Origin of the sequence: Microbacterium oleivorans NBRC 103075, assembly GCF_001552475.1 — a bacterium.
Classification (GTDB): Bacteria; Actinomycetota; Actinomycetes; order Actinomycetales; family Microbacteriaceae; genus Microbacterium; species Microbacterium oleivorans.
This window is the reverse complement of record NZ_BCRG01000015.1, coordinates 15,067-39,900: the sequence shown is the minus strand read 5'-3', so window position 1 is coordinate 39,900 and position 24,834 is coordinate 15,067. Positions and strand designations below refer to the sequence as shown.

The 24,834-nt window shown below is 69.2% G+C and carries 25 protein-coding genes; 19 read left to right on the top strand and 6 right to left on the bottom strand.

Annotated elements, in window-relative coordinates; translation table 11 throughout:
* Window positions 1-73 precede the first annotated feature (73 nt).
* The 3 genes from MO1_RS14650 (at window position 74) to ligD (ending at window position 3,517) form a co-directional block, all read left to right on the top strand.
* Window positions 74-1,315 (top strand): hypothetical protein, encoded by a 1,242-nt coding sequence (locus MO1_RS14650; protein ID WP_060916317.1) that lies wholly within the window; start codon window positions 74-76, stop codon window positions 1,313-1,315.
* A 65-nt stretch (window positions 1,316-1,380) separates the two neighbouring features.
* Window positions 1,381-2,460 carry an SseB family protein gene (locus MO1_RS13630; RefSeq protein ID WP_060916316.1) on the top strand — a complete coding sequence of 360 codons (1,080 nt, stop codon included), beginning with the start codon at window positions 1,381-1,383 and terminating at the stop codon, window positions 2,458-2,460.
* A 43-nt stretch (window positions 2,461-2,503) separates the two neighbouring features.
* Window positions 2,504-3,517 carry a non-homologous end-joining DNA ligase gene (gene ligD, locus MO1_RS13625; protein ID WP_060916315.1) on the top strand — a complete coding sequence of 338 codons (1,014 nt, stop codon included), beginning with the start codon at window positions 2,504-2,506 and terminating at the stop codon, window positions 3,515-3,517.
* Between the two features lie 6 nt (window positions 3,518-3,523).
* Here the strand turns inward: ligD and MO1_RS13620 are convergent, their stop codons facing one another.
* Genes MO1_RS13620 through MO1_RS13605 form a run of 4 tightly spaced genes read right to left on the bottom strand, consistent with a single transcriptional unit; the run spans window position 3,524 to window position 7,793 of the window.
* Window positions 3,524-4,702, bottom strand: a complete 1,179-nt coding sequence (locus MO1_RS13620; protein WP_060916314.1) for an AI-2E family transporter — start codon at window positions 4,700-4,702, stop codon at window positions 3,524-3,526.
* A 45-nt stretch (window positions 4,703-4,747) separates the two neighbouring features.
* Window positions 4,748-5,788 carry an ATP-dependent DNA ligase gene (locus MO1_RS13615; protein WP_060916313.1) on the bottom strand — a complete coding sequence of 347 codons (1,041 nt, stop codon included), beginning with the start codon at window positions 5,786-5,788 and terminating at the stop codon, window positions 4,748-4,750.
* Between the two features lie 52 nt (window positions 5,789-5,840).
* Entirely contained in the window at window positions 5,841-7,067 is a 1,227-nt protein-coding gene (locus MO1_RS13610; protein ID WP_036313125.1) for an acyl-CoA dehydrogenase family protein, read from the bottom strand.
* A 54-nt stretch (window positions 7,068-7,121) separates the two neighbouring features.
* Window positions 7,122-7,793 carry a TetR/AcrR family transcriptional regulator gene (locus MO1_RS13605; protein WP_036313122.1) on the bottom strand — a complete coding sequence of 224 codons (672 nt, stop codon included), beginning with the start codon at window positions 7,791-7,793 and terminating at the stop codon, window positions 7,122-7,124.
* A gap of 74 nt (window positions 7,794-7,867) precedes the next feature.
* Between MO1_RS13605 and MO1_RS13600 the strand changes: the two genes are divergently transcribed.
* Window positions 7,868-9,382, top strand: coding sequence for an FAD-dependent oxidoreductase (locus MO1_RS13600; RefSeq protein ID WP_060916312.1), 1,515 nt, complete (start codon window positions 7,868-7,870; stop codon window positions 9,380-9,382).
* A gap of 1 nt (window position 9,383) precedes the next feature.
* On the opposite strand, the gene MO1_RS13595 is transcribed toward MO1_RS13600, so the two are convergent.
* Window positions 9,384-9,884: a hypothetical protein gene (locus MO1_RS13595; protein WP_060916337.1), complete on the bottom strand. Its 501-nt coding sequence runs from the start codon at window positions 9,882-9,884 to the stop codon at window positions 9,384-9,386.
* Between the two features lie 153 nt (window positions 9,885-10,037).
* On the opposite strand from MO1_RS13595, the gene MO1_RS13590 reads away from it, so the two are divergent.
* The 5 genes from MO1_RS13590 (at window position 10,038) to sucD (ending at window position 14,834) form a co-directional block, all read left to right on the top strand.
* The gene (locus MO1_RS13590; protein ID WP_060916311.1) at window positions 10,038-11,249 is read left to right on the top strand and encodes a sensor histidine kinase; all 1,212 of its coding nucleotides are present in this window, start codon (window positions 10,038-10,040) and stop codon (window positions 11,247-11,249) included.
* The gene (locus MO1_RS13585; RefSeq protein ID WP_060916310.1) at window positions 11,246-11,848 is read left to right on the top strand and encodes a response regulator transcription factor; all 603 of its coding nucleotides are present in this window, start codon (window positions 11,246-11,248) and stop codon (window positions 11,846-11,848) included. Before MO1_RS13590 ends, MO1_RS13585 begins: the two co-directional genes overlap by 4 nt.
* Before the next feature lie 3 nt (window positions 11,849-11,851).
* The gene (locus MO1_RS13580) at window positions 11,852-12,601 is read left to right on the top strand and encodes a phosphotransferase (protein WP_060916309.1); all 750 of its coding nucleotides are present in this window, start codon (window positions 11,852-11,854) and stop codon (window positions 12,599-12,601) included.
* A 136-nt stretch (window positions 12,602-12,737) separates the two neighbouring features.
* Window positions 12,738-13,904, top strand: a complete 1,167-nt coding sequence (sucC, locus tag MO1_RS13575; protein WP_060916308.1) for an ADP-forming succinate--CoA ligase subunit beta — start codon at window positions 12,738-12,740, stop codon at window positions 13,902-13,904.
* Window positions 13,905-13,931: 27 nt separating this feature from the next.
* Window positions 13,932-14,834 (top strand): succinate--CoA ligase subunit alpha, encoded by a 903-nt coding sequence (gene sucD / locus MO1_RS13570; protein WP_036313101.1) that lies wholly within the window; start codon window positions 13,932-13,934, stop codon window positions 14,832-14,834.
* 232 nt (window positions 14,835-15,066) lie between these two features.
* Here the strand turns inward: sucD and MO1_RS13565 are convergent, their stop codons facing one another.
* Entirely contained in the window at window positions 15,067-16,494 is a 1,428-nt protein-coding gene (locus MO1_RS13565; RefSeq protein WP_036313099.1) for an NCS2 family permease, read from the bottom strand.
* A 55-nt stretch (window positions 16,495-16,549) separates the two neighbouring features.
* On the opposite strand from MO1_RS13565, the gene MO1_RS13560 reads away from it, so the two are divergent.
* The 10 genes from MO1_RS13560 to MO1_RS13515 all read left to right on the top strand — a co-directional run bounded on the left by MO1_RS13560 (window position 16,550) and on the right by MO1_RS13515 (window position 24,827).
* Window positions 16,550-16,891, top strand: coding sequence for a DUF2200 domain-containing protein (locus MO1_RS13560; protein ID WP_060916336.1), 342 nt, complete (start codon window positions 16,550-16,552; stop codon window positions 16,889-16,891).
* A gap of 59 nt (window positions 16,892-16,950) precedes the next feature.
* Window positions 16,951-18,264 carry a cell division protein PerM gene (locus MO1_RS13555; protein WP_060916307.1) on the top strand — a complete coding sequence of 438 codons (1,314 nt, stop codon included), beginning with the start codon at window positions 16,951-16,953 and terminating at the stop codon, window positions 18,262-18,264.
* Window positions 18,265-18,268: 4 nt separating this feature from the next.
* Entirely contained in the window at window positions 18,269-18,850 is a 582-nt protein-coding gene (gene purN, locus MO1_RS13550) for a phosphoribosylglycinamide formyltransferase (protein ID WP_036313094.1), read from the top strand.
* 55 nt (window positions 18,851-18,905) lie between these two features.
* Window positions 18,906-20,513 (top strand): bifunctional phosphoribosylaminoimidazolecarboxamide formyltransferase/IMP cyclohydrolase, encoded by a 1,608-nt coding sequence (gene purH / locus MO1_RS13545; RefSeq protein ID WP_060916306.1) that lies wholly within the window; start codon window positions 18,906-18,908, stop codon window positions 20,511-20,513.
* Between the two features lie 103 nt (window positions 20,514-20,616).
* The gene (locus MO1_RS13540; RefSeq protein ID WP_235186137.1) at window positions 20,617-21,321 is read left to right on the top strand and encodes a WXG100-like domain-containing protein; all 705 of its coding nucleotides are present in this window, start codon (window positions 20,617-20,619) and stop codon (window positions 21,319-21,321) included.
* A gap of 14 nt (window positions 21,322-21,335) precedes the next feature.
* Window positions 21,336-21,632 carry a hypothetical protein gene (locus MO1_RS13535; RefSeq protein WP_126963230.1) on the top strand — a complete coding sequence of 99 codons (297 nt, stop codon included), beginning with the start codon at window positions 21,336-21,338 and terminating at the stop codon, window positions 21,630-21,632.
* 25 nt (window positions 21,633-21,657) lie between these two features.
* Window positions 21,658-22,356 (top strand): hypothetical protein, encoded by a 699-nt coding sequence (locus MO1_RS13530; RefSeq protein ID WP_036313086.1) that lies wholly within the window; start codon window positions 21,658-21,660, stop codon window positions 22,354-22,356.
* 2 nt (window positions 22,357-22,358) lie between these two features.
* Complete coding sequence (locus MO1_RS13525; RefSeq protein WP_255209277.1) at window positions 22,359-23,459, top strand: hypothetical protein; 1,101 nt, start codon at window positions 22,359-22,361, stop codon at window positions 23,457-23,459.
* Between the two features lie 67 nt (window positions 23,460-23,526).
* Window positions 23,527-24,225 carry a hypothetical protein gene (locus MO1_RS13520; RefSeq protein WP_036313079.1) on the top strand — a complete coding sequence of 233 codons (699 nt, stop codon included), beginning with the start codon at window positions 23,527-23,529 and terminating at the stop codon, window positions 24,223-24,225.
* Window positions 24,222-24,827 (top strand): hypothetical protein, encoded by a 606-nt coding sequence (locus tag MO1_RS13515; RefSeq protein WP_157526443.1) that lies wholly within the window; start codon window positions 24,222-24,224, stop codon window positions 24,825-24,827. The genes MO1_RS13520 and MO1_RS13515 overlap by 4 nt, the downstream gene beginning before the upstream one ends.
* Window positions 24,828-24,834: the final 7 nt, after the last annotated feature.

Genomic DNA, 24,834 nt, shown 5'->3' with positions numbered 1-24,834 from the left:
TCAGACTGACCCCAGCGATTCGCTGGGAATTCGCTGATAGCGCGCGACGGGGGTCGCGGGACTGGGGTTTTACATGGGCGCATCGCTGCGCCGTCGTTCGGCTGCGCTCGCAGTCGGCGCGGCACTACTGGCCGGATTCATCTGGGCGCTGCCGCAAGCAGCCGTGGCTGCGGAGGCGACGCCGACCGGCGCCATCTCCGGGAAGGTGACCGGCGATCAGATCGCCGAGGGTTACGGCTATGTGGGTGCATGGCTCGATACAGGTTCGCAGTACGACGTCTACTACGGCCAGATCAAGCCGAACGGCGACTACCGCATCGAAGGCCTCCCTGCGGGGACATACCGCGTCGGCTTCAACGAACTCGGCATTGACGACGAGGAACTGGGTGTCACCAGTTGGACCGAGTGGTGGAACGACGCGCTCACCCTCGACGACGGCACCGACGTCGTCGTCGGTGCGGGCACACTCACGGGCATCGACGCGAAGGTCGACTCGGTTCGGGGCGTTGCGAGCGACCCGGTCATCTCGGGCTCGCCCGTCGTTGGCAACAAGCTGACCGTATCCCGCGGAGCTTGGCCGGCAGGGACAGACGTTCAGTACGCCTGGTACGCGAACTACAGCCTCCTCTCCTATGGACCGGCGTCGTCGATCACTCTCGGCGCAGAGACCGTGGGTAAGCGCATCATGGTCGAGGCGTACGGCGACATCGACGCGACGGGGTATCCGTCCGCCGACGCGGTTCAGGTCAAGATCAGTAAGGACACCGCACCTGTTAAGGCCGCCGCGCTCCAGGCGGGCACGCCGTCGGTGAGCGGGACCGCGACCGTGGGAGCAACGCTCGCGACCAAGGCGGGTGCGTGGGCCAAGGGGACCTCCCTCTCGTACCAGTGGTACGCCTCGGGTAAGAAGATCAACGGCGCGACGAAGGCCTCCTACAAGGTCCCCGCGTCGCTCGTAGGCAAGACGATCACGGTCACGGTGACGGGGAAGAAGGCCGGGTACGTCACCACCTCGAAGGTGTCGAAGGCGACTGCGAAGGTGTCGCTGTCGGCCACTCCTGTCATCACGGGCACAGCCAAGGTCGGCCAGAAGCTCACAGCGAAGCCGGGTCGCTGGGGTACTGGCACCCGCCTGTCGTACCAGTGGTACGCGAACGGCAAGGCGATTTCGAAGGCCACCGCGTCTACCCTCACGCTGCCCGCCGCAGTCAAGGGCAAGAAGATCACGGTGAAGGTCACGGGCAAGCAGACCGGCTACACGACGGTCACCACCACCTCGAAGGCGACGGCCGCCGTGGCGGCCAAGAAGCGCTGACGATCTCGCGGGTCGCGCAGCTGAGCTCTGCGCGACCCGCGTCTCATCGCGCGTACGCTGAGCACATGGCTCTGTTCTCCCGCCGTCCGAAGAAGAACTCCGACGAAACCGACGAGGTTCCCGTCGACGCGCAAGCGGAGCTTTCCGATGTCCAGCAGGACGTCAGCGCCGCTGTCGCGGCAGAACAGGCGGATGCCGAGCCGGTGCCCTTCGTGCCGATCTCGATGTCGACCTTCGGGCAGCCCGTTCCGCCGCCCGAGCAGCCGCGTCTGCCGCAGGTCCCCGAGACCGCTCCGGAGCGCACCGAGGGCCGCCCGGGCATGCCCGACAACACGCTCCTCCGCACGGCACTCGTCGACGCTCCGGAGAAGCCGGACAACGCCGCGATCCTCGGCGTCACCCGCCAAGCGCTGCAGGGCACGCTGTACCTCCGCATCCTCGGCGACGCGCAGGCCCAGGTCGCGGCGGGAGAGCCGCTGCGACTGGCGATCTCGATCATGAACGACAAGAAGTTCCTCCTCGCCTACACCGGCGCAGACGCCGTCCAGGCGGGTCTCGGGTCTGACGCCGACGAGAACGCCAACACGTCGGTCCTCGGCCAGCCGTCGCAGAACGTGCTCCGTAACGTCGTCGATGCGGGCTACGACGGCATCGTCTTCGACCACGCCGGCCCCGGCCGGCGCATCGTGCTGCCGACGGGTCTCATCTCTCGGGCCCTCGATCAGGCCGATCCCGACTTCACGATCAAGAACCTCCTCGCCGGGCCCCGCACTCCCGAGACCGCGCGCGCCGTCGTCGACGCCCTGGTCGCGCGCGGCGCCTGGATCGCCGCCGGCCCCCGTCCTGATGGACAGGGGATGGGCGTCGCCGAGGCGCGTTCGGCTGAGGGCACCCGCTACCTCCAGGTGTTCTCGCACCCGCTCGAGGTTCTCGTGCTCCGTCGCGAGGACCAGCCCATGCCGCTCACCGCGGCGCAGTTGGGCGAAGCCCTCAAGAGCGAACCCGAGCTGAGCGGATTCCTCATCGACGCCGCGGGACCATGGATCCGACTCGAGCGTGAGCAGCTTGACCCGCTCATCACGATCGCGGATGCCGCGGAAACCGTCGACGCGGCTGCGGAAGCGGACGCGTCCGACGAGGACTGAAACCCCCTGTCCACCCCGGTGACTCACCCCTAGGGTGGGACGCATGGCGTCGGAGCGGATCACCCTGCAGCTGCCGGGAGGCAGGGAACTGTCGCTCTCGAGCCCGAACCGGATCGTGTTCCCCGAACCGGGGATCACGAAGCACGAGCTCGCGGAGTACGTGCTCGCTGTAGCCGACCCGTTCCTGCGTGCGAACGGTCATCGGCCCGTCTCGCTCGAGCGCTTCCCGGACACCGTCGACGGCGAGAGCTTCTTCTCCAAGAATCCGCCGAAGGGCACCCCCGACTACGTCGACCAGGTGGTCTGCACGTACAACAGCGGTCGCCGGCATCCGCAGGTCGTCCTCAGCGAGGCCGCGGCCATCGCCTGGGCTGTGCAGATGAACACGGTCGTCTTCCACCCATGGGCGTCGCTCGCCGACGACACGGACAATCCCGTCGAGCTGCGCATCGACCTCGACCCCCAGCCCGGCACCGACTTCGGGGACGCGGCGGCCGTCGCCCCCGCGCTGCGCGACGTGCTGCGTGAGGCCGGCCTCGAGGCCTGGCTCAAGACGAGCGGCAATCGCGGCATCCATGTCTTCTGCCCGATCGAACCGACGCACGATTTCCTCGATGTGCGGCACGCGGTGATCGCTGCGGGTCGTGAGTTGGAGCGACGGATGCCGGACAAGGTCACCACGAACTGGTGGAAGGAAGAGCGGGGCGAGCGCATCTTCATCGACTTCAACCAGGCGAACCGCGACCGCACGATGGCCGGCGCGTACAGCCCGCGGGCGCTCCCGGGGGCGACAGTGGCGACCCCGATCACCTGGGACGAGCTCGCCGCCGGCGTCGACCCGACTTCGTTCACGGTGCGCACGGTGCCCGAACGGCTCGCGGCGATCGGTGACCCGTGGGAGACCGTGCAGGCCGCCCCCGGGCGGATCGACACTCTGCTCGAGTGGTGGCAGCGCGACCTCGAGTCGGGACTCGGCGAACTGCCGTTCCCGCCCGAGTTCCCGAAGATGCCGGGGGAGCCGCCGCGCGTGCAGCCGTCTCGCGCGAAGAAGGACTGACGCCGCTCAGTCGGCCGTGACGGTGTCGACCTTCTCCTCGACCGCGGGACGCTTGCGTGCCCAGCGTGCGGGAGTGTTCGGGCCGTCCCAGACCTGGATGATGCCCCACACCGCCGCGGTGAGCGGGACGGCGAGGATCGCCCCCACGATGCCGCCGAGCACGGTGCCGATCGTCAACGCGATGAGCACGGCGAAGGCGTGCAGCTTCATCGAGCGTCCCATCAAGAAAGGCTGCAGGAAGTTTCCTTCGAGCTGGTTGACGGCGACCACGATGATGATGACCCAGATCGCGGCGCCCAAGCCGTTCGTCACGAGGGCGACCAGTGCGGCCAGGATCCCCGCGACGGTGGCTCCCACGATGGGGATGAAGGCAAGGACGAAGACCAGCGCGCCGAGCGGGAGAGCAAGCGGGATCTGGAGGATGAGGAGACCGATCGTGATACCGATCGCGTCGACTGCCGCGACGGCTGCTGTACCGCGGAGGTACGCGCCGAAGGTGTGGACGGCCTTGTGCCCGACGCGCACCGCACGGTCGTAGTTGGACTCGCGGAACGGGCGGATCAGGAACTCCCAGAGCTTCGGGCCGTCCTTCAGGAAGAAGAAGAGGGTCACGATCATCAAAACGAGCCCGGTGAGGAAGTTCGCGACCGCGCTGACGCCGGCCAGAGCGCCGGATCCGAACTGCGCGCTCGTGAGGAAGTCGGTCGCGTTGCCGACCCATTCGTCGATCTGTTTCTGATCGATGTCGAAGGGCAGCGTCTTGCTCCAGTCGAGGACGCTCTGGAAACCCTGCTGCGCCTGCTTCGACAGGTCATCGAACTGATCGCGGACGGCATTCACGACCAGCCAGCCGATACCCCCCAGCACGAGGACGAACGCCAGCAGGGTGAGGATGGTGGCGAACACCGAGGGGATGCCGCGGCGCCGCAGCCATCCCATGAGCGGCGCCGCCGCGGACGCCACGATGAGGGCGAGGAGCACGGGGATCACGACGACCGTGAGCTGCAGCATCCCGAGGATCAGCGCCACGGCGATCACGGCGACGATGATCACCTGCAGCGAGCGGGTCGCGAGGGTGCCGAAGCCATCGGACCACATGCTCGCAGGCTTGCCCGCCGCGGCCGTGCGGACGGGCCGCCCGTCGTCGAGACGCACTGAGCGGGGAGAAGACGAGAAGAAGCCCATGCTGCGACCCTACCGATCGGGTTGCGGCAGAAGCGGCCCCTTGACTCAGGCCAGGACGTCCGCCAGATCATAGGCCGAGACGGTCTCGAGCTGGTCGAAACGGCACGACCGGGCATCCCGATCCGGCCGCCAGCGCTGGAACTGGACGGTGTGCCGGAAGCGGTCGCCCTCGAGCTGGTCGTAAGCCACTTCGAGGACGCGCTCAGGCCGCAGCCGCACGAAGGAGGTGTCTTTCGACGCGGTGAAGCGCGAACGGTCGGAGGCGCCGGTAACCGCTTCGCCGTCCTCGTCGCGGACGACGAGCGGGGCGAGCTCGTCGATCAGCTCGAGGCGTCGCGCGTTGCTCCACGCCGCCACACCGCCGACCTGGTGCAGATTTCCGTCACCGTCGTACAGGCCGACCAGCAGTGACCCGACGCCCTCGCCGCTCTTGTGGATGCGGTAGCCGACGGCGATCACGTCAGCCGTGCGCGCGTGCTTGATCTTGAACATCGCACGCTTGTTCGGGGCGTACGGCAGGGCGAGCGGCTTGGCGACGACGCCGTCGAGCCCGGCACCTTCGAACTCCGCGAGCCACTTCTCGGCGAGGGCGCGATCCGTCGTCGTCCGGGTCAGATGGATCGGATGCGGCACGCCGCCCAGCAGGTCTTCGAGCTGCGCGCGACGTTCCGAGAACGGTTCGTCGCGGAGGTCGCGGTCGCCCCGTGCGAGCAGATCGAAGGCGATGAACATGGCCGGGGTGGTCTCGCTCAGCATCGCGACGCGGGATGCCGCGGGGTGGATGCGCTGCGACAGCTGCTCCCACTGCAGACGCTGCGATCCCGGCTCGCCGTCGGCGACGACGATCTCCCCGTCGAGCAGACAGGGCTGGGGCACCAACCGCGAGATCGCGTCCACGAGCTCGGGGAAGTAACGCGTCAGCGGTTTCGATCCGCGCGACCCGATCTCGACCTCCGAGCCGTCCCACCCGATGATCGCGCGGAACCCGTCCCATTTCGGCTCGTAGAGGAGGCCGCCGGCGGTCTTCGCGGCATCGGGAACGGCCGGGACGGACTTCGCGAGCATCGGCGCGGGGATCTCGTACATGCGCCCATCCTGCCCGGCCCGCAGTGACGCGGGAACGGGCTTGCGAAACGGATCAGGCGAACGCGCTCACGCCGGTGATGTCCCGGCCGAGCAGGAGCGCCTGCACCGACTCGGTCCCCTCGTAGGTGTGGATCGCCTCGATATCGGCCATGTGCTGCATGACGCCGTTCTCGAGGAGGATGCCGTTGCCGCCCAACAGGTCGCGGGCGATCGCGGCGACCCGACGCGCGGCGCGGGTGTTGTGGAACTTCGCGAGCGACGCCTGCGTGGGGCGGAGTCCGCCGGCTGCTTCGAGGTCAGCGAGGCGACGGCAATACAGCTGCATCGCGGTGAGATCCTCGAGCATGTGCGCGAGACGCTCCTGCACCATCTGGAACCGGGCGAGGGGCTTACCGAACTGGATGCGCTGCTGCGCGTACTGCAGCGCGGTCTCGTAGCAGGCGGTCGCGTGACCGAGCGCCGACCACGCGACACCGGACCGGGTTGCGTAGAGGACGGTGGAGGCATCCTTGAACGTCCGCGTGCCGGGGAGCACCGCGTCGGCGGGAAGGCGAACGTCGTCGAGCGCGATGTGGGCCTGGTGGATGCCGCGGAGCGAACCCTTGCCCGCGATGACCGTGCCGGTGTAGCCCGGGCGGTCCTGCTCGACGAGGAAGCAGCGGACGGCACCGTGGTGCTCGTCGCCGTCGGCGTCGATCCGTGCCCAGACGAACGTGATGCCGCCGGAGGCACCGTTGCCGATCCACTTCTTCTCTCCGCGGAGGACCCAGTCGTCTCCGTCACGGCGGGCGACCGTCTCGAGCGAGACCGAATCGGAGCCGTGGTCCGGCTCGGTCAGAGCGAAGGCGGCGGGCACCTCGAAGCGCGCGACCGGGAGGAGCCAGCGCTCCTGCTGCGCCTCGCTGCCGAAGAGGGCGAGCGTGCGGAGAGCGAGACCGCCCTGGACCGCGAGAACCGTGCCGAGCGAACCGTCGCCGCGAGACACCTCCATGTTCACGAGTCCTGCCGCCAGCGGAGAGAAGTGCGTCAGCCGGGGGTGGTCGATGCCGTCGTTCAGGAGGTCGAGCCGACCGAAGCGTTCGGCGATGTCGAGGGGGTAGTCCGCGGCATCCCACGCGTCGCGCATGCGGTCGCCGATCTCATCGACGAAACCCTGCGCCCGCTCCCAGACCTCACGGTCGGCGGCGGGGATGTCGGCGAAGACGGCGTAGTAGTCGGTGTCGAGACGGCCGAGCACGTCGTAGCGGCCGGAAGTCCCACCGGGCAGGGGTGTGGTCATCGGGCCAGGATACGCAACGCTGGCATCCAGTTCCACCGTACGCGGAACGCCGTCTCAGTCGGATGGGCGCAGGGCGCCGAGTCGGCGAGCCACTTCGGCGGGCGGCATCCGTCGCGGGAAGGTCGCCACGACGATGTCGTCGTCTGCCGCCGGCTCCGGGTCGGGGTGCACACCGAAGCGTCGCAGCAGCTCGTCGTACGCGGCTTCGAGGACGGTGGCGGGAACTCGCGTCGATCCGCGCAGGAGGCGCCGGAGCACGTGGTTGTGCACCGCGGTCACAGCGGCAGCGAAGGCCACCGCGTCGACGGGGTCGAGTCCCGGAACCGATCGCCGCAGGTACTCGTCGAACACCCGCTCGTAGCGGAAGACGGTCACGATCTCGCGGTCCCGCAGCGACGGCACCTGCCGGACGACGGCGTAGCGGCGACGCGCGACCTCGGGGTCGGCGGCGAAATGCCGGAAGATCTGGACCGATGCTTCGCACACCGCCGCCCACGGATTCTCGTGCGTCTCGGACAGGAAGGTCCGAAGGCGTTCCAGCAGCAGCTCGTGGTCAGCGAAGACCACGTCGTCCTTGCCTCCGAACTGGCGGAAGAACGTCGACCGCGACACCCCCGCGGATTGCGCGATCTGTTCGACAGAGGTCTGCTCGTAACCGTGCTCCGCGAACAGGGCGAGGGCCGCGGCCACCACTGTGCTGCCCGTGGGGCGGAGGTCGTCGGCCATGGACGGAAGCCTAGTGCGAAGCCCGTTCTGTCAAGGGCCGTGGCGGTGCGGCGCCGGTCGCCTTGACTCGCCTCATGTCATCGCTCTGGAAGCAGCACGCACCCGGCACCATCGGCATTCCGTTCGTGTCCGGCGCGCGGCACGAGGTGGTCGTCGTCGGCGCGGGGCTGACCGGGCTCGCGGCCGCATATGAACTCGCCCGGTCCGGCGTCGACGTCGCTCTCGTCGAGCGGGGCACGGTCGGTGAGCTCGCATCGGGATCGAACACCGGCAAGGTCTCCCTTCTGCAGGGCACGACGCTCTCGTCGCTCCGGTCGGGGCACCCGGCATCCCTCGTCCGGGCCTACGTCGACGCGAACCGCGACGGCTTCGAGTGGATGACGGGCACGGCCGAGCGTCTCGGAGTGCCGCTGACGTCGCGCACCGCCTACACGTACGCCCAGGATGAGAACGGGCGCCGGGCCGTCGTGAAGGAGTACGACGCTGCCCGCGAGGCCGGCCTCGCGGTGCGGCTCGTCGGCGACGAAGAGCTTGGCAGCGCGGCGGTGCCGATGGTTGCCGCCGTCGCCCTCGACGACCAGCGTGCGATCGATCCGATGCGAATGCTGGCGGCGCTCGCCGACGCGTTCGTCGCGGCGGGCGGCACCCTCCACCTCGGGGTCGAGGTCGGCGGGGTGAAGGTCTTCCCGAACCCTCGGGTCGAGACGGACCGCGGACCGCTCTTCGCGTCGCGGGTCGTCCTGGCCACCGGCATCCCGATCCTCGACCGTGGTCTCTACTGGGCGAAGGTGAGCGGGATGCGGTCGGCCTGCGTCTCGTTCACGCTCACGGAGCCGCTGCCTGACGGCATGTACCTGTCCGCCGACGAGCCGACGCGGTCCGTCCGGACGGTCCTCCCCGGCGACGGGCCGGCCGAGGTCGCTCAGATCGTGATCGGCGGGGCGGGACACCCCGTCGGACGCGCCGAGTCGGAGCGCGCGATGCTCGACGAGTTGGCGGAGTGGGCGCGACAGACGTTGCCGGTGGGGGAGGAGACGCACCGCTGGTCGGCGCAGGACTACACCTCGCACAATCGCATCCCCTTCATCGGGACCATGCCCCGCTCACTCGGTCGCGTCCGCTTCGCGACGGGCTACGCGAAATGGGGCCTGACGAATGCGCCCGCCGCTGCGCTTCGCATCGTGAGCGAACTGCGCGGCGAGAAGATGAGCGACCGGCCGCGGTGGATGACGCAACTCGGCACGCGTCTCACGATGCCCGCCGACATCGCCCAGGGTGCGGCGGAGAACGTGAAGGTCGGCCTCGCGGCGGCGAAGGGGTGGGCGGGCGCCGAGGCGGACGCCGTTCCCGTGCCGCAGCCCGCCGAGGGTGAGGGCGTCGTCGCGCAGCGCGGGGGACACCCGATCGGGATCTCCACGACCGCCGGCGAGACCCGCGCCGTGAGCGCCGTGTGTCCGCACCTCGGCGGCGTCCTGGAGTGGAACGACCTCGAGTGCACGTGGGACTGCCCGCTGCACGCGTCGCGCTTCACGGCATCCGGCGACCGCATCGAAGGCCCCGCGACGCGGAGCCTTCGACGGGTCGACTGACTCAGCTCGCTGCCGCGATGACGCCCGTGATGATCAGGGTGACGATGGTCGTCCAGAGGACGATCGCCGCGCCCTGCCAGAACAGCACCGTCCGGGTCGGCACACCCGTGCCCTTCAGAGCGGCGGCCGTGAACTGCGTGGGCAGGATCAGCGGGCCGAGGAGGCTGACGCCCGGCGTGCCGTAGCGGTGGTAGGCCTTCTGGAACTTCTCGGAGCGTGCCGACGGCGTCTTCTCCGAAGCGCTCGCGCGAGTGGTGACCGCGGCCCGAACGCGGGCGGTCGCGAGCACGACGATGGCTACGCAGACGAAGTTGCCGATCGCGCCCGACAGGGCGGCGACGACGGGGTGGATGCCGCCGACCACACCGATCGCGGCAGCCCCCTCGCCCTCGATGAACGGCACGGCTCCCGCGAGCGCCACCACGAGCGGCTGCAGCAGGTCGGGCATCTGCGCCACCAGGTCCTGGAAGCCGGCGACGAGGTCGGAGACGGGGTTCGACATGATGTTCCTCTCGGAGGCGGCGACCGGATCTCGTATCGCCGTGATCCCATCCCACCCGGCTCGTCCGGGCCGCGGCAGTGCCAGCGCGTCACCTCCCGACGTGAGGATCGGCGCCGGAAGGGGTGACATTCGTCATGGTCGTACTGTGGCCGTGTGAGTACGCCCGACCCGACCCCGACGCGCACCGCCGTCGCGCTCGCGCGTGGGGTGACGGCCACCGGCTGGTACATCGCCTCGTCGATGGTCTTCTTCCTCCTGGGAACGCTCGTGGTGTGGGGAGCAGTCGTGCTCGTCGCCCGCGGGGGCTGGCGCATCCCGCCCGTTCTCGTCGGCTTCCTCGGTCTGTCCGCGGTCATCGTCGCGGCGACGGTTCTCCTCCTCATGCGCTATCGCCGGGACGGCGACCTCGACGACCGCGACAGTCCTCCGTGGCACCGACGCTTCTTCTCGCTGCCCGTCGTCGCGGGGATCCTCGCATCGATCCTCCTCGGGATCGTCGCCGGATCGGTGCTCCTCGGCGCCGCGCTCATCGGCGCGACTCTCTGCCTCGTGCGGTGGGGGCCCGGCATCCGCTGGCGCGGTGTCGTCCTCCTCGAAGTCGCGCTCGTGGTCCTCTGGATCCTCGAACGCGTGCGCCCGTCATCCACCGGCGACGCCTTCGTCCTGGCCTTCTTCGCGATCCTGCTCCCCGCGACCCAGGCGCTCTCGCTCTGGTCGTGGGACGTCGTCCTCGAGCTCGACCACGCGCGGCGCACCGAGGCCCGCCTCGCCGCTGTGCAGGAGCGCCTCCGCCTCGCCGGGGAGCTGCACGACCTCCAGGGCCACCACCTGCAGGTGATCGCCCTGCAGCTCGAACTCGCCGAGCGCATGATCGGGCGCGACCCGGATGCCGCGGCCCGCCAGATCTCCCTGGCGCGGGCCTCCGTCGACGAGGCGCGAGACGGCACACGGGCGCTCGCCGGACGCTTCCGCGGTGTACCGCTCCCCGACGAGCTCGCCAACGCGGCGGACCTGCTGCGCGCTGCGGGACTCGAGGTGACCCTCGACGTCGCGGCGGATGCGGCATCCGCTCCCGCCGACCTGCTGGGGCCGGTCATCCGCGAATGCACGACGAACGTCCTCAAGCACGGCGGTGGACGGTGGGCCCGGCTCGGGCTCGAGAAGGCCGGGAACGCCTGGCGGCTGACCGCGGCGAACGACCCCGGACCCGGCTCGACGATCGGAGCCGGCGCCGGGCTCGAAGGCATCGCGCATCGAGTGGGTGTCGCCGGTGGGGACGTGTCGTCGAGCCGCGACGACGCACGATTCGAACTCGTCGTGACCGTTCCCATCGAGACGGTGCCGACCGCGGGAGGGGCCGCATGATCCGCGTGCTCATCGCCGACGACGAGGACATGATCCGCACGGCGCTCGCCACCCTGCTCGGTCTCGAGGAGGACCTCGAGGTCGTCGCGGAGTGCGCCGACGGCGAGAGCGCCGTCGCCCGCGCGCTCGAACTCCGCCCCGACGTCTGCCTCCTCGACCTCGAGATGCCCGGGATCGACGGCGTCGAGGCGGCCGCCCGCATCCGGCAGCGGATCCCCGCCCGCTGCGTCGTGGTCACCCGCCACGCCCGCCCCGGTGTGCTGCGGCGCGCGCTCAGCGCGGGCGTCGACGGCTTCGTCCCGAAGTCCCGGCCTGCCGGCGATGTCGCCGCGGTCATCCGAGAGGTCGCCGCGGGGCGCCGGTACGTCGACCCCGAGATCGCCGCGGACGCTCTGAGCGACGAGCGCTCGCCGTTGACCGACCGCGAGCTCGACGTGCTGCGCGCGGGAGCCCGAGGGGAGACGATCGCCGAGATCGCGGCATCCCTCCACCTGTCCGCCGGCACCGTCCGCAACCACGTCTCGTCGATCCTCGGCAAGCTCGGCCTCGCGACGCGGCAGCAGGCTGCGATCACGGCGCGCGAGCGCGGCTGGATCTGACGGATGCCGCACGAAGAGGCGCTCTCGGGCGGGAACGCGAGCGGCGCCGTCGTCCGCATCGGCGACACCGTGCGGAAGCCGTGGACGGCCTCGACGCCGAGCGTCACGGCGTATGTCCATGCACTTCGCGCCGCCGGGATCGATGCGCCCGAGCCGCGCGGCCGTGACGAGGCGGGGCGCCAGGTGCTCGAGTACGTGCCCGGCGAACTCGCGCTCATGCACGGCACGATGGCACCCGCGGAGCTCGGGCGGGTGGGAGCCATGGTGCGAGCGATCCACGACGCGAGCGCCCGGTGGACGCCGCCGGAGGACAGCCTCTGGGAGAGTGCGATCCCCGCGCCCGCCTCCGAACTCGTCTGCCACAACGACCTCGCGCCGTGGAACCTCATGATGGGGGAGCGGTGGGTCTTCATCGACTGGGATGCCGCGGCCCCCAGCACTCGGCTGTGGGATCTCGCCTACGCCGCGCAGGCCTTCGCACTCAACGACGCATCCGCCGATCCCGCGGATGCCGTTCCGGCGTTCGCCGCGTTCGTCGACGGGTACGACGCCGACGACGAGCTCCGAGATGGCCTGCCGGACGCGATGGCGGAGCGGGCGGCGGCGATGCACGACCTGTTGCGGCGATCCCATGCGGCCGGTGTCGAGCCGTGGGCGTTGATGTTCACGGCCGGGCACGGCGACCACTGGGCATCCGTCTCCGACTATGTGCGATCCCACCGCGAGACCTGGACCGACGCGCTCCGACGATGAGTCGGGTCCCCGCCGAACGAGGGGATCGGGCTTCGGGTGCTCAGGCGGGGGTAGTAGGCTTTTCGACCGGGCGATCTCTCGACATCGAGATAATTCCGCGCCCGTCACCCCCGCCGTCGCCCAGCGAAGGATTGCAGTGGACCTTTACGAGTACCAGGCACGAGACCTGTTCGAGAAGTACGAGGTGCCGGTGCTCGCCGGCATCATCGCCGACACCCCTGAGGAGGCGAAGGCGGCTGCCGAGAAGATCGGCGGCGTGGTCGTCGTCAAGGCTCAGGTCAAGACCGGAGGTCGCGGCAAGGCCGGCGGCGTCAAGGTCGCCAAGACCCCCGACGAGGCGTATGCCGCTGCCGAAGCCATCCTCGGCCTCGACATCAAGGGCCACGTCGTCCAGCGCGTCATGATCGCCCAGGGCGCCGACATCGCTGAGGAGTTCTACTTCTCGGTGCTGCTCGACCGCTCGAACCGCTCCTACCTGAGCCTCTGCTCGGTCGAGGGCGGCATGGAGATCGAGGAGCTCGCCGTCGAGCGTCCCGAGGCGCTCGCGCGCGTCGAGGTCGACCCGCTCCAGGGCATCGACAAGGCCAAGGCCGTCGAGATCGCGAAGGCGGCGAACTTCCCCGAGGACCTCGTCGAAAAGGTCTCGGACGTCTTCGTCAAGCTCTACGACGTCTACAAGGGCGAGGGTGCGACCCTCGTCGAGGTCAACCCGCTCGTCCGCACGGGCGCCGGCGACATCGTCGCCCTCGACGGCAAGGTCTCGCTCGACGAGAACGCCAGCGAGGTGCGCCACCCCGAGCACGAAGCGCTCGAGGACAAGAGCGCCGCGGACCCGCTCGAGGCCAAGGCCAAGGCATCCGGCCTCAACTACGTCAAGCTCGACGGCCAGGTCGGCATCATCGGAAACGGCGCCGGCCTCGTCATGTCGACCCTCGACGTCGTCGCCTACGCCGGTGAGAACCACGGCGGCGTCACTCCCGCCAACTTCCTCGACATCGGTGGCGGCGCGAACGCGCAGGTCATGGCGTCGGGTCTCGACGTCATCCTCGGCGACGAGCAGGTCAAGAGCGTCTTCGTCAACGTCTTCGGCGGCATCACGTCGTGCGTCGCGGTCGCCGAGGGCATCGTGAAGGCCCTCGAGATCCTCGGCGACGCGGCGACCAAGCCGCTCGTCGTCCGCCTCGACGGCAACCAGGTCGAGGAGGGTCGCGCGATCCTCGCCGAGGCCAACCACCCGCTCGTCACGCTCGCCGCCGGTATGGACGAGGGCGCCGACAAGGCCGCCGAGCTGGCGAACGCCTGAGACTACTGAGATACAGGGACCACAGATATGTCTATCTACCTCAACAAGGACTCCAAGGTCATCGTCCAGGGCATCACCGGCGGTGAGGGCACCAAGCACACCGCCCTCATGCTGAAGGCCGGGACGAACGTCGTCGGCGGCGTGAACGCGCGCAAGGCCGGCACGACCGTCACCCACGAGAAGCCCAACGAGGGCGAGGTCGCGCTCCCCGTGTTCGGATCGGTCGCCGAGGCGATCGAGAAGACCGGCGCCGACGTCTCCATCGCGTTCGTGCCGCCTGCCTTCACGAAGGACGCGATGATCGAGGCGATCGACGCCGAGATCCCGCTGCTCGTCGTCATCACCGAGGGCGTGCCCGTCGGTGACACCGCCGAGGCCTGGGCCTACGCCAAGAGCAAGGGCAACAAGACCCGCATCATCGGTCCGAACTGCCCCGGAATCATCACGCCCGGGGAGGCGCTCGTCGGCATCACGCCCGCGAACATCACCGGCAAGGGCCCGATCGGCCTCGTCTCGAAGTCGGGCACCCTGACCTACCAGATGATGTTCGAGCTCCGCGACCTCGGCTTCTCGACCGCCATCGGTATCGGCGGCGACCCGGTCATCGGCACGACGCACATCGACGCCCTCGAGGCGTTCGAGGCCGACCCCGAGACCAAGGCCATCGTCATGATCGGCGAGATCGGCGGCGACGCCGAAGAGCGCGCGGCCGACTACATCAAGGCCCACGTGACGAAGCCGGTCGTCGGCTACGTCGCCGGCTTCACCGCCCCCGAGGGCAAGACCATGGGCCACGCCGGCGCCATCGTCTCCGGCTCGGCCGGGACGGCACAGGCCAAGAAGGAGGCCCTAGAGGCCGCCGGCGTCAAGGTCGGGAAGACCCCGTCCGAGACCGCCGACCTGATGCGCGCCATCATCGAGGCGCTCTAAGCCAAACACGACGAAGGGGCGGATGCGAGCTGCATCCGCCCCTTCGTCGTTCCCCGCACTGGGGGCCGTGTGCGGCGGGGCGCCGCTCCGGGGACGCATTGTGCCGCGGCATCCCGCCCCGTGCGACCGTTCCCGTCCCCGGAACCCCGCCGCAACGGCCGAGGTCCCGATCCGGCCGGGAATGCGCGAGGCATATCCGGCCCGATCGGGACCTCGGTCCAGCGGCGCGCGGTCAGGCGCCGATGAGCGCCTCGATGGGGCCGCGAGCGAAGTAGATCACGAAGCCGGCGGCGACGACCCAGAGCAGCCAGTGGACCTGCTTGGCCTTGCGGGCGAAGACGTTCACGACGACCCAGCTGATGAAGCCGGCGCCGATGCCGTTGGCGATCGAGTAGGTCAGCGGCATGACCGTCGCAGTGAGGAACACCGGCAGCAGGACGTTGAAGTCCGTCAGGTCGATGTTCTTGATCTGCGCGAGCATGAGCGCACCGACGAGCACGAGCGCCGCGGCGGCGACGTAGCCGGGGACGATCGAGGTCAGCGGCGTGAAGAACATCGCCAGGAGGAACAGCACACCGGTCACGACGTTCGCGAGACCCGTGCGGGCGCCTTCACCGATGCCCGACCCCGACTCGACGAAGACGGTCGCCGACGACGACGAGGTCGCGCCACCGGCGATCGCGCCGACGCCCTCAACGATCAGCGCCGACTTGATGCGCGGGAAGTCGCCCTTGTCGTTCGCGAGACCCGACTCCTTCGCGAGGCCCGTCATGGTGCCCATCGCGTCGAAGAAGTTCGAGAACACGAGCGTGAAGACGATCATGACGACCGACACGATGCCGACCTTCGCCCAGTCGAAGCCGAAGTCGATCTTTCCGACCAGGTCGAAGTTCGGGAGCGCGACGATCTGCAGCCCGGTGACCTTGAGGCCCAGGGCGGTCGGCCAGATCGCATTGACGATGTAGCTGATGACCGTGCCGCCGACGAGACCGATCAGCAGCGCCCCCTTCACCCGGAGGGCCATCAGGATGCCGGAGAGGAACAGCGTGACGATGAACATGACCGTGCTGATCGTCGTGATCGAGCCGCCGACGCCGAGGTCGAGCGGGGGAGAGGCGTTGCCCGTCGTGGTGACGAAGCCCGCGTTCACGAATCCGATGAACGCGATGAACAGGCCGATGCCGACCGTGATCGCGAGCTTCAGCTGCACCGGGACGGCGTCGAAGATCATCTTCCGAAGGCCGGTCGCGGCGAGCAGCACGATGATCAGACCGTTGATGACGACGAGGGCCATGGCCTCGCCCCACGTGACCTGGCCGACGACCGAGAACGCGAGGAACGCGTTGATGCCGAGGCCCGCCGCGAAGGCGAACGGCAGGCGCGTGACGAGCCCGAAGAGGATCGTCATGACACCCGCGGTGAGGGCGGTGGAGGTCGCGACCGCGGTGCCGTCGAGGACGGTGCCGGCGACGTCCGGCGTCGACAGGATGATCGGGTTCAGGATCACGATGTAGGCCATCGTCACGAACGTGACGATGCCGCCGCGGATCTCCGTACCGAGGGTGGAGCCGCGGCCGGTGATGTCGAAGTAGCGGTCGAGGAAGGACGAGGATGCCGGGGCTGCGGCACCGCGGGAAGATCGGGAGGTGGTGCTGTTCACCCTCCGAGGGTAGTGGGTCGTCGCGCGCCCCGTGGGCGGCGCGTATCCTCGCGGCATGCACCGCATCTTCGGCACGCCCTTCGCCGCGGTCTATCCCCTCTATCTGGCGAAGGTGGAGCGCAAGGGGAGAACGAAGACCGAGCTCGACGCCGTCGTCACATGGCTCACCGGATTCGACGATGACGCGATTGCGGCTCAGGTGTCGACGGGGGCGACATTCGCGGAATTCTTCGAGGCGGCCGACCTGAATCCCGCCGTGTCGCGGATCACCGGTGTCGTCTGCGGAGTGCGCGTCGAGGAGATCGACGACCCCCTCATGCGCCGCATCCGCTATCTCGACAAGCTCGTCGACGAACTGGCGAAGGGCAAGCCGCTCGAGAAGGTGCTGCGCACCTGACGCCTCGCCCGGTGCGGGAGCCGGAGGGAAGTGTCTGCCGCGGGTAAGGTCGGTTCGTTGTGAATCGCCTGCTCGTCTCCCTCCTCGCTGCCGTCGACGCCCTCGTGACCGTCGCGGTCGGCGTCGGCGTCGTGCTCGCACCCGTCACCCTCGTGTGGGTCTTCGGGGTGAGCGGCAACGCCGAATGGGCGGCACTCTGGCCCGCGGCCGCGACCATCTGGCAGCTCGGACATTTCGCCCCGGTCGCCGTCTCCCTTCCCGCGGAGCTCGTCGCCCTGGGTGGTCTGCCCTCGGGCGGTGCGGACTTCACCGTCTCGCTCGCCCCGACCGCGCTTGCCGCATTCACGGCGATCTCGGGCTGGCGCTCAGGCGGTCGCGCCGCTCGAGCGGGCGCCTGGCCGACAGGGGTCGCCGGCGGCACCCTCGCTGTCGCCGCGCTCGCGACGATGATCGCGCTCACCGGCCGAGCGGGCGTCGCCTCGGTCGATCTGGTCGCCGCCATCGCCGGACCGACCCTCGTGTTCGCCGTCCCCGCGCTCCTCGGCGCCCTTGTGTGCGCGTGGAACGAGGGGGACGACGGCATCGTCGACGCCCTCTCCGAGCGGATCCCCGACGACGTGCAGAACGCGGTGGATGCCGGTGCCCGCGGCGTCGTGATGGCCCTCGCCGGGATCGTGGGTGTCGGTGCTCTCATCCTCGCGGTGCTCTTCGTCGCCCGCGGTGGCGAGATGATCGCGCTCACGCAGGCCGCGCAGGCCGACCTCCCCGGCGTCATCGTCCTGGCCTTGGGGAGCCTTCTCTATCTCCCCACCCTCGTCCTCTGGTTCGCGGGCTTCGCGGTCGGCCCGGGGTTCGCCCTCGGCACGGGTACCGCGGTCTCGCCGGCCGGCACCAGCCTGGGCGTCGTGCCCGGCATCCCGGTCCTCGGTGTCATCCCGGATTCCACGTCTCCGTGGCTGCTGCTCCTGGCGCTGCTCGTCGTCGGGCTCGGCGCATTCGCGGGCGGACTCGCGCGTGCATCGTTGCGTCTCGGGTCACCGACGGATGCCGAACCCTTCCGCCCGCGCCTCGTCGCCCTTGGCGTGCTTACCGTCGGCACCGCGATCGGCGTCGCCGTTCTCGCGTGGGCGGCGCAGGGCGCACTCGGCCCGGGCCGCCTCGCAGAGGTCGGACCCGAGCCGTGGCTGGTCGCCCTCGTGGCAGCCCTCGAGGTCGCCGTCGGCGCAGCGATCATGCTGCTCTCTCCGCGCGGCGAGGAATCGGTTGACCCCCCTCTCACGCGCGAGCCCGCCGCGGTCCCGGGTCCGGAACCTCGTCGTGAGCCGGTGCCGACGGCCTCGCCCGATGAGTTCCCCACCGCCCCGCTAGACTGAGCCGGTGCTCACGGTCGCCGTCCTCATCTCGGGCACGGGATCCAATCTGCGTGCTCTTCTGAATGCCGCCAACGAGCCCGATTTCCCCGCCCGCGTCATCGTCGTCGGTGCCGACCGGCAGGCCGACGGATTCGCTCATGCCGAGACCTACGGCATCCCGACCTTCATGGTTCCGTACCAGGAGTTCGACAGCCGCGAGGCGTGGGGCGACGAACTGCTCGCGCACCTGGATGTGTGGAATCCCGATCTCGTTGTCCTGAGCGGGCTCATGCGGTTGCTGCCCGCAGCGGTCGTCGCGGCGTGGGCACCGCGCCTCATCAATACCCACCCTGCCTACCTGCCCGAGTTCCCCGGAGCGCACGGCGTGCGTGACGCGCTCGCCGCCGGTGCCGAGCAGACCGGCGCGAGCGTCATCGTCGTGGACGACGGCGTGGACACTGGCCCGATCCTCGCGCAGGAGCGGATCCCCGTCCTGCCGGACGATACCGAGCACACCCTCCACGAACGCATCAAGCCGGTCGAACGCCGGTTGCTCATCGATGTCGTCCGTCGCATCGCGACAGGCGAACTCGCTCTCACGTCTTGATTCGCACCACACCCTGAACCGACACCCGAACGCCCCCGACTCGAGGAGTTCCCGCATGGCCGGCCCGCAGATCGATCCCTCCCTCTACCGTGCGCGCGATGTCGTGCCCGTGCGCCGCGCTCTCGTCTCGGTGAGCGACAAGACCGGGCTCCTCGAGCTCGGCCAGGCGCTCGCCGCCGCCGACGTCGAGATCGTCTCGACGGGTGGCTCCGCCGCTCTCCTCCGCGATGCCGGCATCGCCGTCAAGGACGTCTCCGAGGTGACGGGCTTCCCCGAGTCCCTCGATGGGCGCGTCAAGACCCTGCACCCGAGCGTGCACGCGGGGCTTCTGGCCGATCTCCGGCTGGAGGATCACGAGACCCAGCTCGGCGAGCTCGGCATCCTCCCGTTCGAACTCGTCGTCGTGAACCTGTACCCGTTCGTCGAGACGGTCGCCTCCGGCGCCCAGGGCGACGCGGTCGTGGAGCAGATCGACATCGGCGGACCCGCGATGGTCCGCGCGTCGGCCAAGAACTACGCCAACGTCGCGATCGCCGTCTCGCCCGAGTCCTACCCGGCGATCGTCGACGCGCTCGGTCAGGGTGGCACAACGCTCGCGCAGCGCCGTGAACTCGCGGCACGCGCGTTCGCGCACACCGCGGCGTACGACCGCGCCGTCGCGACGTGGTTCGCCGAAGAGACGCTCGAGGGTGACGGCGACCTGCCGCAGCACCTCACGATCAAGGCTGAGCGCCTGGCCACCCTCCGCTACGGAGAGAACTCGCACCAGCGTGCCGCGATCTATTCGCGCGTCGGCGGCCACGGCATCGCGCAGGCGACGCAGCTGCAGGGCAAGGAGATGTCCTACAACAACTACGTCGACGCGGATGCCGCACTCCGCGCCGCGTTCGACCTCGTCAAGCCGGCGGTCGCCATCATCAAGCACGCCAACCCGTGCGGCATCGCGATCGGCGCGCCGCAGGCGCTCGACCCCATCGCGTCCGCTCACCTGCGGGCGCACGAGTGCGACCCCGTGTCGGCCTTCGGCGGCGTCATCGCCGCGAACCGCACCGTCACGCTCAAGATGGCCGAGAATCTGCGCGACATCTTCACCGAGGTGATCGTCGCGCCCGACTTCGAGCCCGAGGCGCTCGAGGTGTTCAAGCTGAAGAAGAACCTCCGCGTCCTCCAGCTCCCGGCCGACTGGCGTCAGGAGCCCATGGATGTGCGGCTGGTCTCGGGTGGCCTCCTCCTCCAAGACGCCGATCGCTTCCCGAACGAGATCGAGTCGCTCGTCGACTCGTGGCAGCTCGTCTCCGGCGAGCGTCCGGCCGACGACGAGCTCGAGAACCTCTCGTTCGCGTGGAAGAGCTGCCGCGCCGTGAAGTCCAATGCGATCGTGCTGGCGAAGAACTCCGCGACGGTCGGCATCGGCATGGGCCAGGTCAACCGCGTCGATTCGTGCCGTCTCGCGGTCGAGCGTGCGGGGGACCGGGCTGCCGGTTCGGTCGCGGCATCCGATGCGTTCTTCCCGTTCGCCGATGGCCCGCAGGTTCTGTTGGATGCCGGGATCACGACGATCATCCAGCCGGGTGGGTCCGTGCGCGACCAGGAGGTCATCGACGCTGCGCAGGCCGCGGGGGTCACGATGTACTTCACGGGCGAGCGCCACTTCTTCCACTGAGCGGGTCGCGTGGCGACGGATCATAGCGGGTGAGGGGGAGGGTAGTTCTCCCCATCGATATCGATCGAGCTGATCGCATACTCTCTTCGCGGGAGGTTCCGCTATGGGAATGATGTTGCCGAACGAGCTGATCTGGGTGATGGAGAAGCTCGGCTTCGATTGGCCCGACATCGACGAGGACGAACTGCGCCGTGGAGGCCAGATCATCTCGACGTTCCGGGATGAGTTGGAGAACAAGATCCAGGTGATGGACCGCAAGGTCAACACCGACATCGCTGCCGCCATGCGCGGTCAGGCGGGTCCGGCGTACGTCGGCGCGTGGAACACCAACCGTTCGCAGAACCTCCAGAAGCTGCTCGACATCCTCGGGCCGGTCCCGCCCGGGGTCGACATCGCCGCCGCCGGCGTCACCGCTTTGAAGATCAAGGTGATCGTCGACGTGACCTCGACGATGGTCACCCTCATCGCGATGCTGACGAACCCGGTCACGGCCGCCGGTGCGGGCCCCATGCTCCTCATCAAGAAGAAGCTGCTGAACGCGGCAGTCGACATCGCGGTGGAGCAGGTGCTCAACCAGGTACTGCCGATGGTCATCGACCCGTTGATGAACGAACTGCCGGGCATCATCATGTCCGCCCTCGACTCGCCGATCGTCGAAGCCGTCGCCGGTGACCCCGACGAGTTCTACGCCGACTTGCAGGCGCTCGAATCGGCTCAGGGCGAGATGGAACAGCACGCGGCGGATGTCGAGGGTCTCACCGATCGGCTCATGTCCGACCTCGCGGGTCTGAACATCGGAGGCGATTGACGGTGCCGGATGCGGTGACCTCACATCCCGGGCTGAATGCCGCCGTCATCGCGTTCCTCGGCAGCGGGAACTCCTCCTTCCCTCGCGCTGACGAGGAAGCGATCATCGCTTCACCTGTGGACCGGGCGGGGCTCGTGGCCACGGTGCGAGACCTCGTGGACGAGTGTCTGGGGACCGTCGTCGATTGGTCGACGCACACGCTCGCCGAAGGTGGCCGGGCGGCGCGAGCCGCCATGGCGCAGCGGCATCCAGAACTGAGCCCCGCGGCGCTGGACGCGCTGGCATGGGCGTACACATACAACTGGCGTTGAACGATTCGACGGGACTACACAGATCATGAAGATGGGCGATGTCACCCGCCAAGTGCAGAATGCGTGGGACGGGATGCCGGTGCACGTCCGGCAGCTCTCCGACATGTTCCGCAAGCACGGGCAGAAGCAGAACCGCAACACCAGCCGGGTCGACGACCTCGACGCGACGAACGTGCCCGACGCGCTTCGCGACGGCTGGAAGAAGGACTCGTGGCACACCCCCGACCGCGTGGTCGGTTCGGGCAAGCCCAACCGTCCTTACCCGGCGGAGTACCTTGACGCGGACTACATCCAGCAGCACCTGCAGCGCTTCGAAGGCGGTGCGACCCGGTTCTACCGGACCGAGAGTCTCAACGAGTACGGCCCCGGTAACCAGGGCACCACGTTCGTCTTCCCGACCTCCGAGATCGACAACATCATCACGCAGGCGGACGGCGACCCGAAGAAGCTCGGCGTCATGCTCGGCCTCGGCGAGAACTTCTTCGTCGACGGCGATGGCAACGCGGTCGACATCACCCGCGCGGACTTCAGCTACGACGAGATCGTCAACGGCAACCTCCGGATGCCGCGAGGAAACGAGGCGGGTGCCAACGAGGCCTGGATCCCGGGCGGTTACCTACCGGAGGGCATTCCCGAGGCGGTGCTGAGCACGCACCCCGACGCCGTCAAGGGTGACCCGTCCGCCGGCGGGACGTGGGGCTCTTACACGCCGTTCGGGCTGTGACCGTGCCGGCGGTTCCCGGCGACGTCCGCTACCCCCGACGGTTCGAGATCTTCCGGCTGGAGGCCCTCGGCGACGACCCGTTCCTCACGGACGCGGAGGCGCGTGATCAGTACGAGCAGGGTCGTCGGCTGGCCGTGACGGATGCCGGTTCCCCGCCCACCTGGTACCTCGATGTGCTGCCGGGCCGGCAGCGGTTCACCATCACCTTCTATTCGCCGCACAAGACGCCCGTCCGCGAGGTCGTGTGGGAGCCGGTGGACGGTCGCCTTCTCCGGCGACGCGCTCTCGAGCTGTTCTACCCGGAGGGGGACCCGAAGCGTCGTGTCCCGTACTCGCAGCTCCTGACGGTCGATCAGCACTGGTACGCCGACGGGGTCGCTCGCATCGTGCGGTCGTCGCCGATCGACGAGGACGTGTTCGCGGAGATCGTCGCCGGGGAGCAGGACCGTCTCGACGTCCCCGAGTTCGGGGAATGGTCGGCGCTGATCGCGGCATCCACTCCGGCAGACATGAGCCGATTCGACGTGGACGCCATCGACGCGGCGGAGGACGTCGCGCGAGCGGCTATCGCGGTCGGCAAACCGCTGGCGGACACCGCCCGGTGGAGCCTCCCCGCATCCGTGTCGACAGTCCTGGACACGGTCACCGCCCTCACCGCGTTCGAGCCGACACCCTCGCTGGTGCCGATCATCGAGCGCGATGCGGCCAAGATCCTTCCGGTGTTCGTGCAGGGGGCATCCCCGCGGCAGTCGGGCCTCGACGCCCGGGAAGAGCGGCGGCGAGTCGACGAACTGTCGTCCGGTTTGGCGGGTGCGTTCGAATACGCGTCGGGACGGCCGATCCCGTTCCCGCTCGACCAGCGCGGCGACGGCCCGCTCGCGGAATACGCGGCATCCCTCCGTAGCGCGAATGCGCGGAGCGCGCAGTGGTGGGTGCTGAACGAGACGGGCGTCGTGGTCGTGCGTTCGGGTGACGAGGATGCCGGTGACCTGGCGCTCGCTGTGCATCTGGTCCCGGCCCGATGGGTGTCGGGCAGGAGCGGGACGCCGACGGGCCGCCCGTCGGCCGATCTTCGTTGGTCGCGCGCAGACCTACGGGAGTGACCCGGGCCGGCGCAAGTCCTAGGTGAGTGTTTAGGGCACAGCTAGCCTGTGCGGTGAGGGGGGAATCATGGGCATCGGTGAAGTCATTCGTCCGTTGAAGAATTCGTTGGACGGCATGCCCGTCCACGTGCGTCAGCTCGCGGACATGTTCCGAAAGCACGGACAGAAGCAGGACCTCAATCGTTCGCAGGTGAACGCAATCGACACCGTCGGCGATGCGTGGCGCACGGACACGCACTGGACTCCCGATTCGATCGTGAGTTGGAAGGGTGACGCCCCTGACCCGAGCGAGTACCTCGACGGCGACTACATCAAGCAGCACCTCGCACAGTTCGAGGATGGTGCGAGCCGCATCTACTTCTCGGACTCGCTGCACGCCAACGGTCCGGGGCAGAGGGACCATTCGACGTTCGTCTTTCCGACCTCCGAACTCCAGAAGATCCTCGACGAGACGGGGGGAAACGCGAATGAGATCGCGGATCGGCTCGGCATCGAACGCAAGTGGTTCTTCGACGACAACGGCGACCCTGTACCGGTCGAGGTCCGCCACTTCGACCCGTCGGAGCTGACGAACCTGCGTATGCCCTCGGGCAACGAGGCGGGGGCGAACGACAACTGGATCCCGGGCGGTCACCTGCCCACCGGCATCCCTGAAGCCGTCATCGACGTCCCGCCGTCGGCGACCGGCGTTGGGCGTGATCTCGACAACGACTACAACCCCGGCCTGTGGCCCGGCACAGGTCAGGGACTGACGCTGCACAAATGATCGAGCCGAATGAGACCGTCGCGGGCACGCCCTGGCTCACCGGCCACGTGATCGACGTGACCGGCGTCCGCTCGGAAGACGGCGAGGGCGGCCTCGCGAGGGCGGGCCGGATCGTCGACGCGATCGAATCCCGCGTCCTCGATGCGCGCGCCGCAGCGCCCGAGGGGGAGTTGATTCCGGGCACGCCGCTCATCCGACGCGGCGACGTGTCGATCGTGCCCCTGTCGTGGGAGCCGGCCTCGTCCACGGCGACGCGTGAAGCCGTGAGGGATCGCGCCAGCGAGATCTGGCGGGGCATCAGGAGCGCGTGCGAGTACAGCCACGGTATGGCCCTGGACGTGAAGCCGGCCGACGGGGCGCCGCCCAACGCCTACGTGCGGGCGCTGGCGCGCCACGGGGTCCGGCGTGCTGACTGGTGGGGCTCCGACGACAAAGCGATCGTGCTCGTCGTCCACGGCGAGCCGCTGCCCGCACTCGCCTCCGCCAGCGCTGTCCACGTCGTGCCCCGCGGGTGGGTGTCGACGGTCCGACCGACCCGACGCGTCCCGGAGGTGGATCTCTCCTGGTCTCCGGAGGCCGCCCGAGAGCAACCGAGGATTTAGTCTGTGA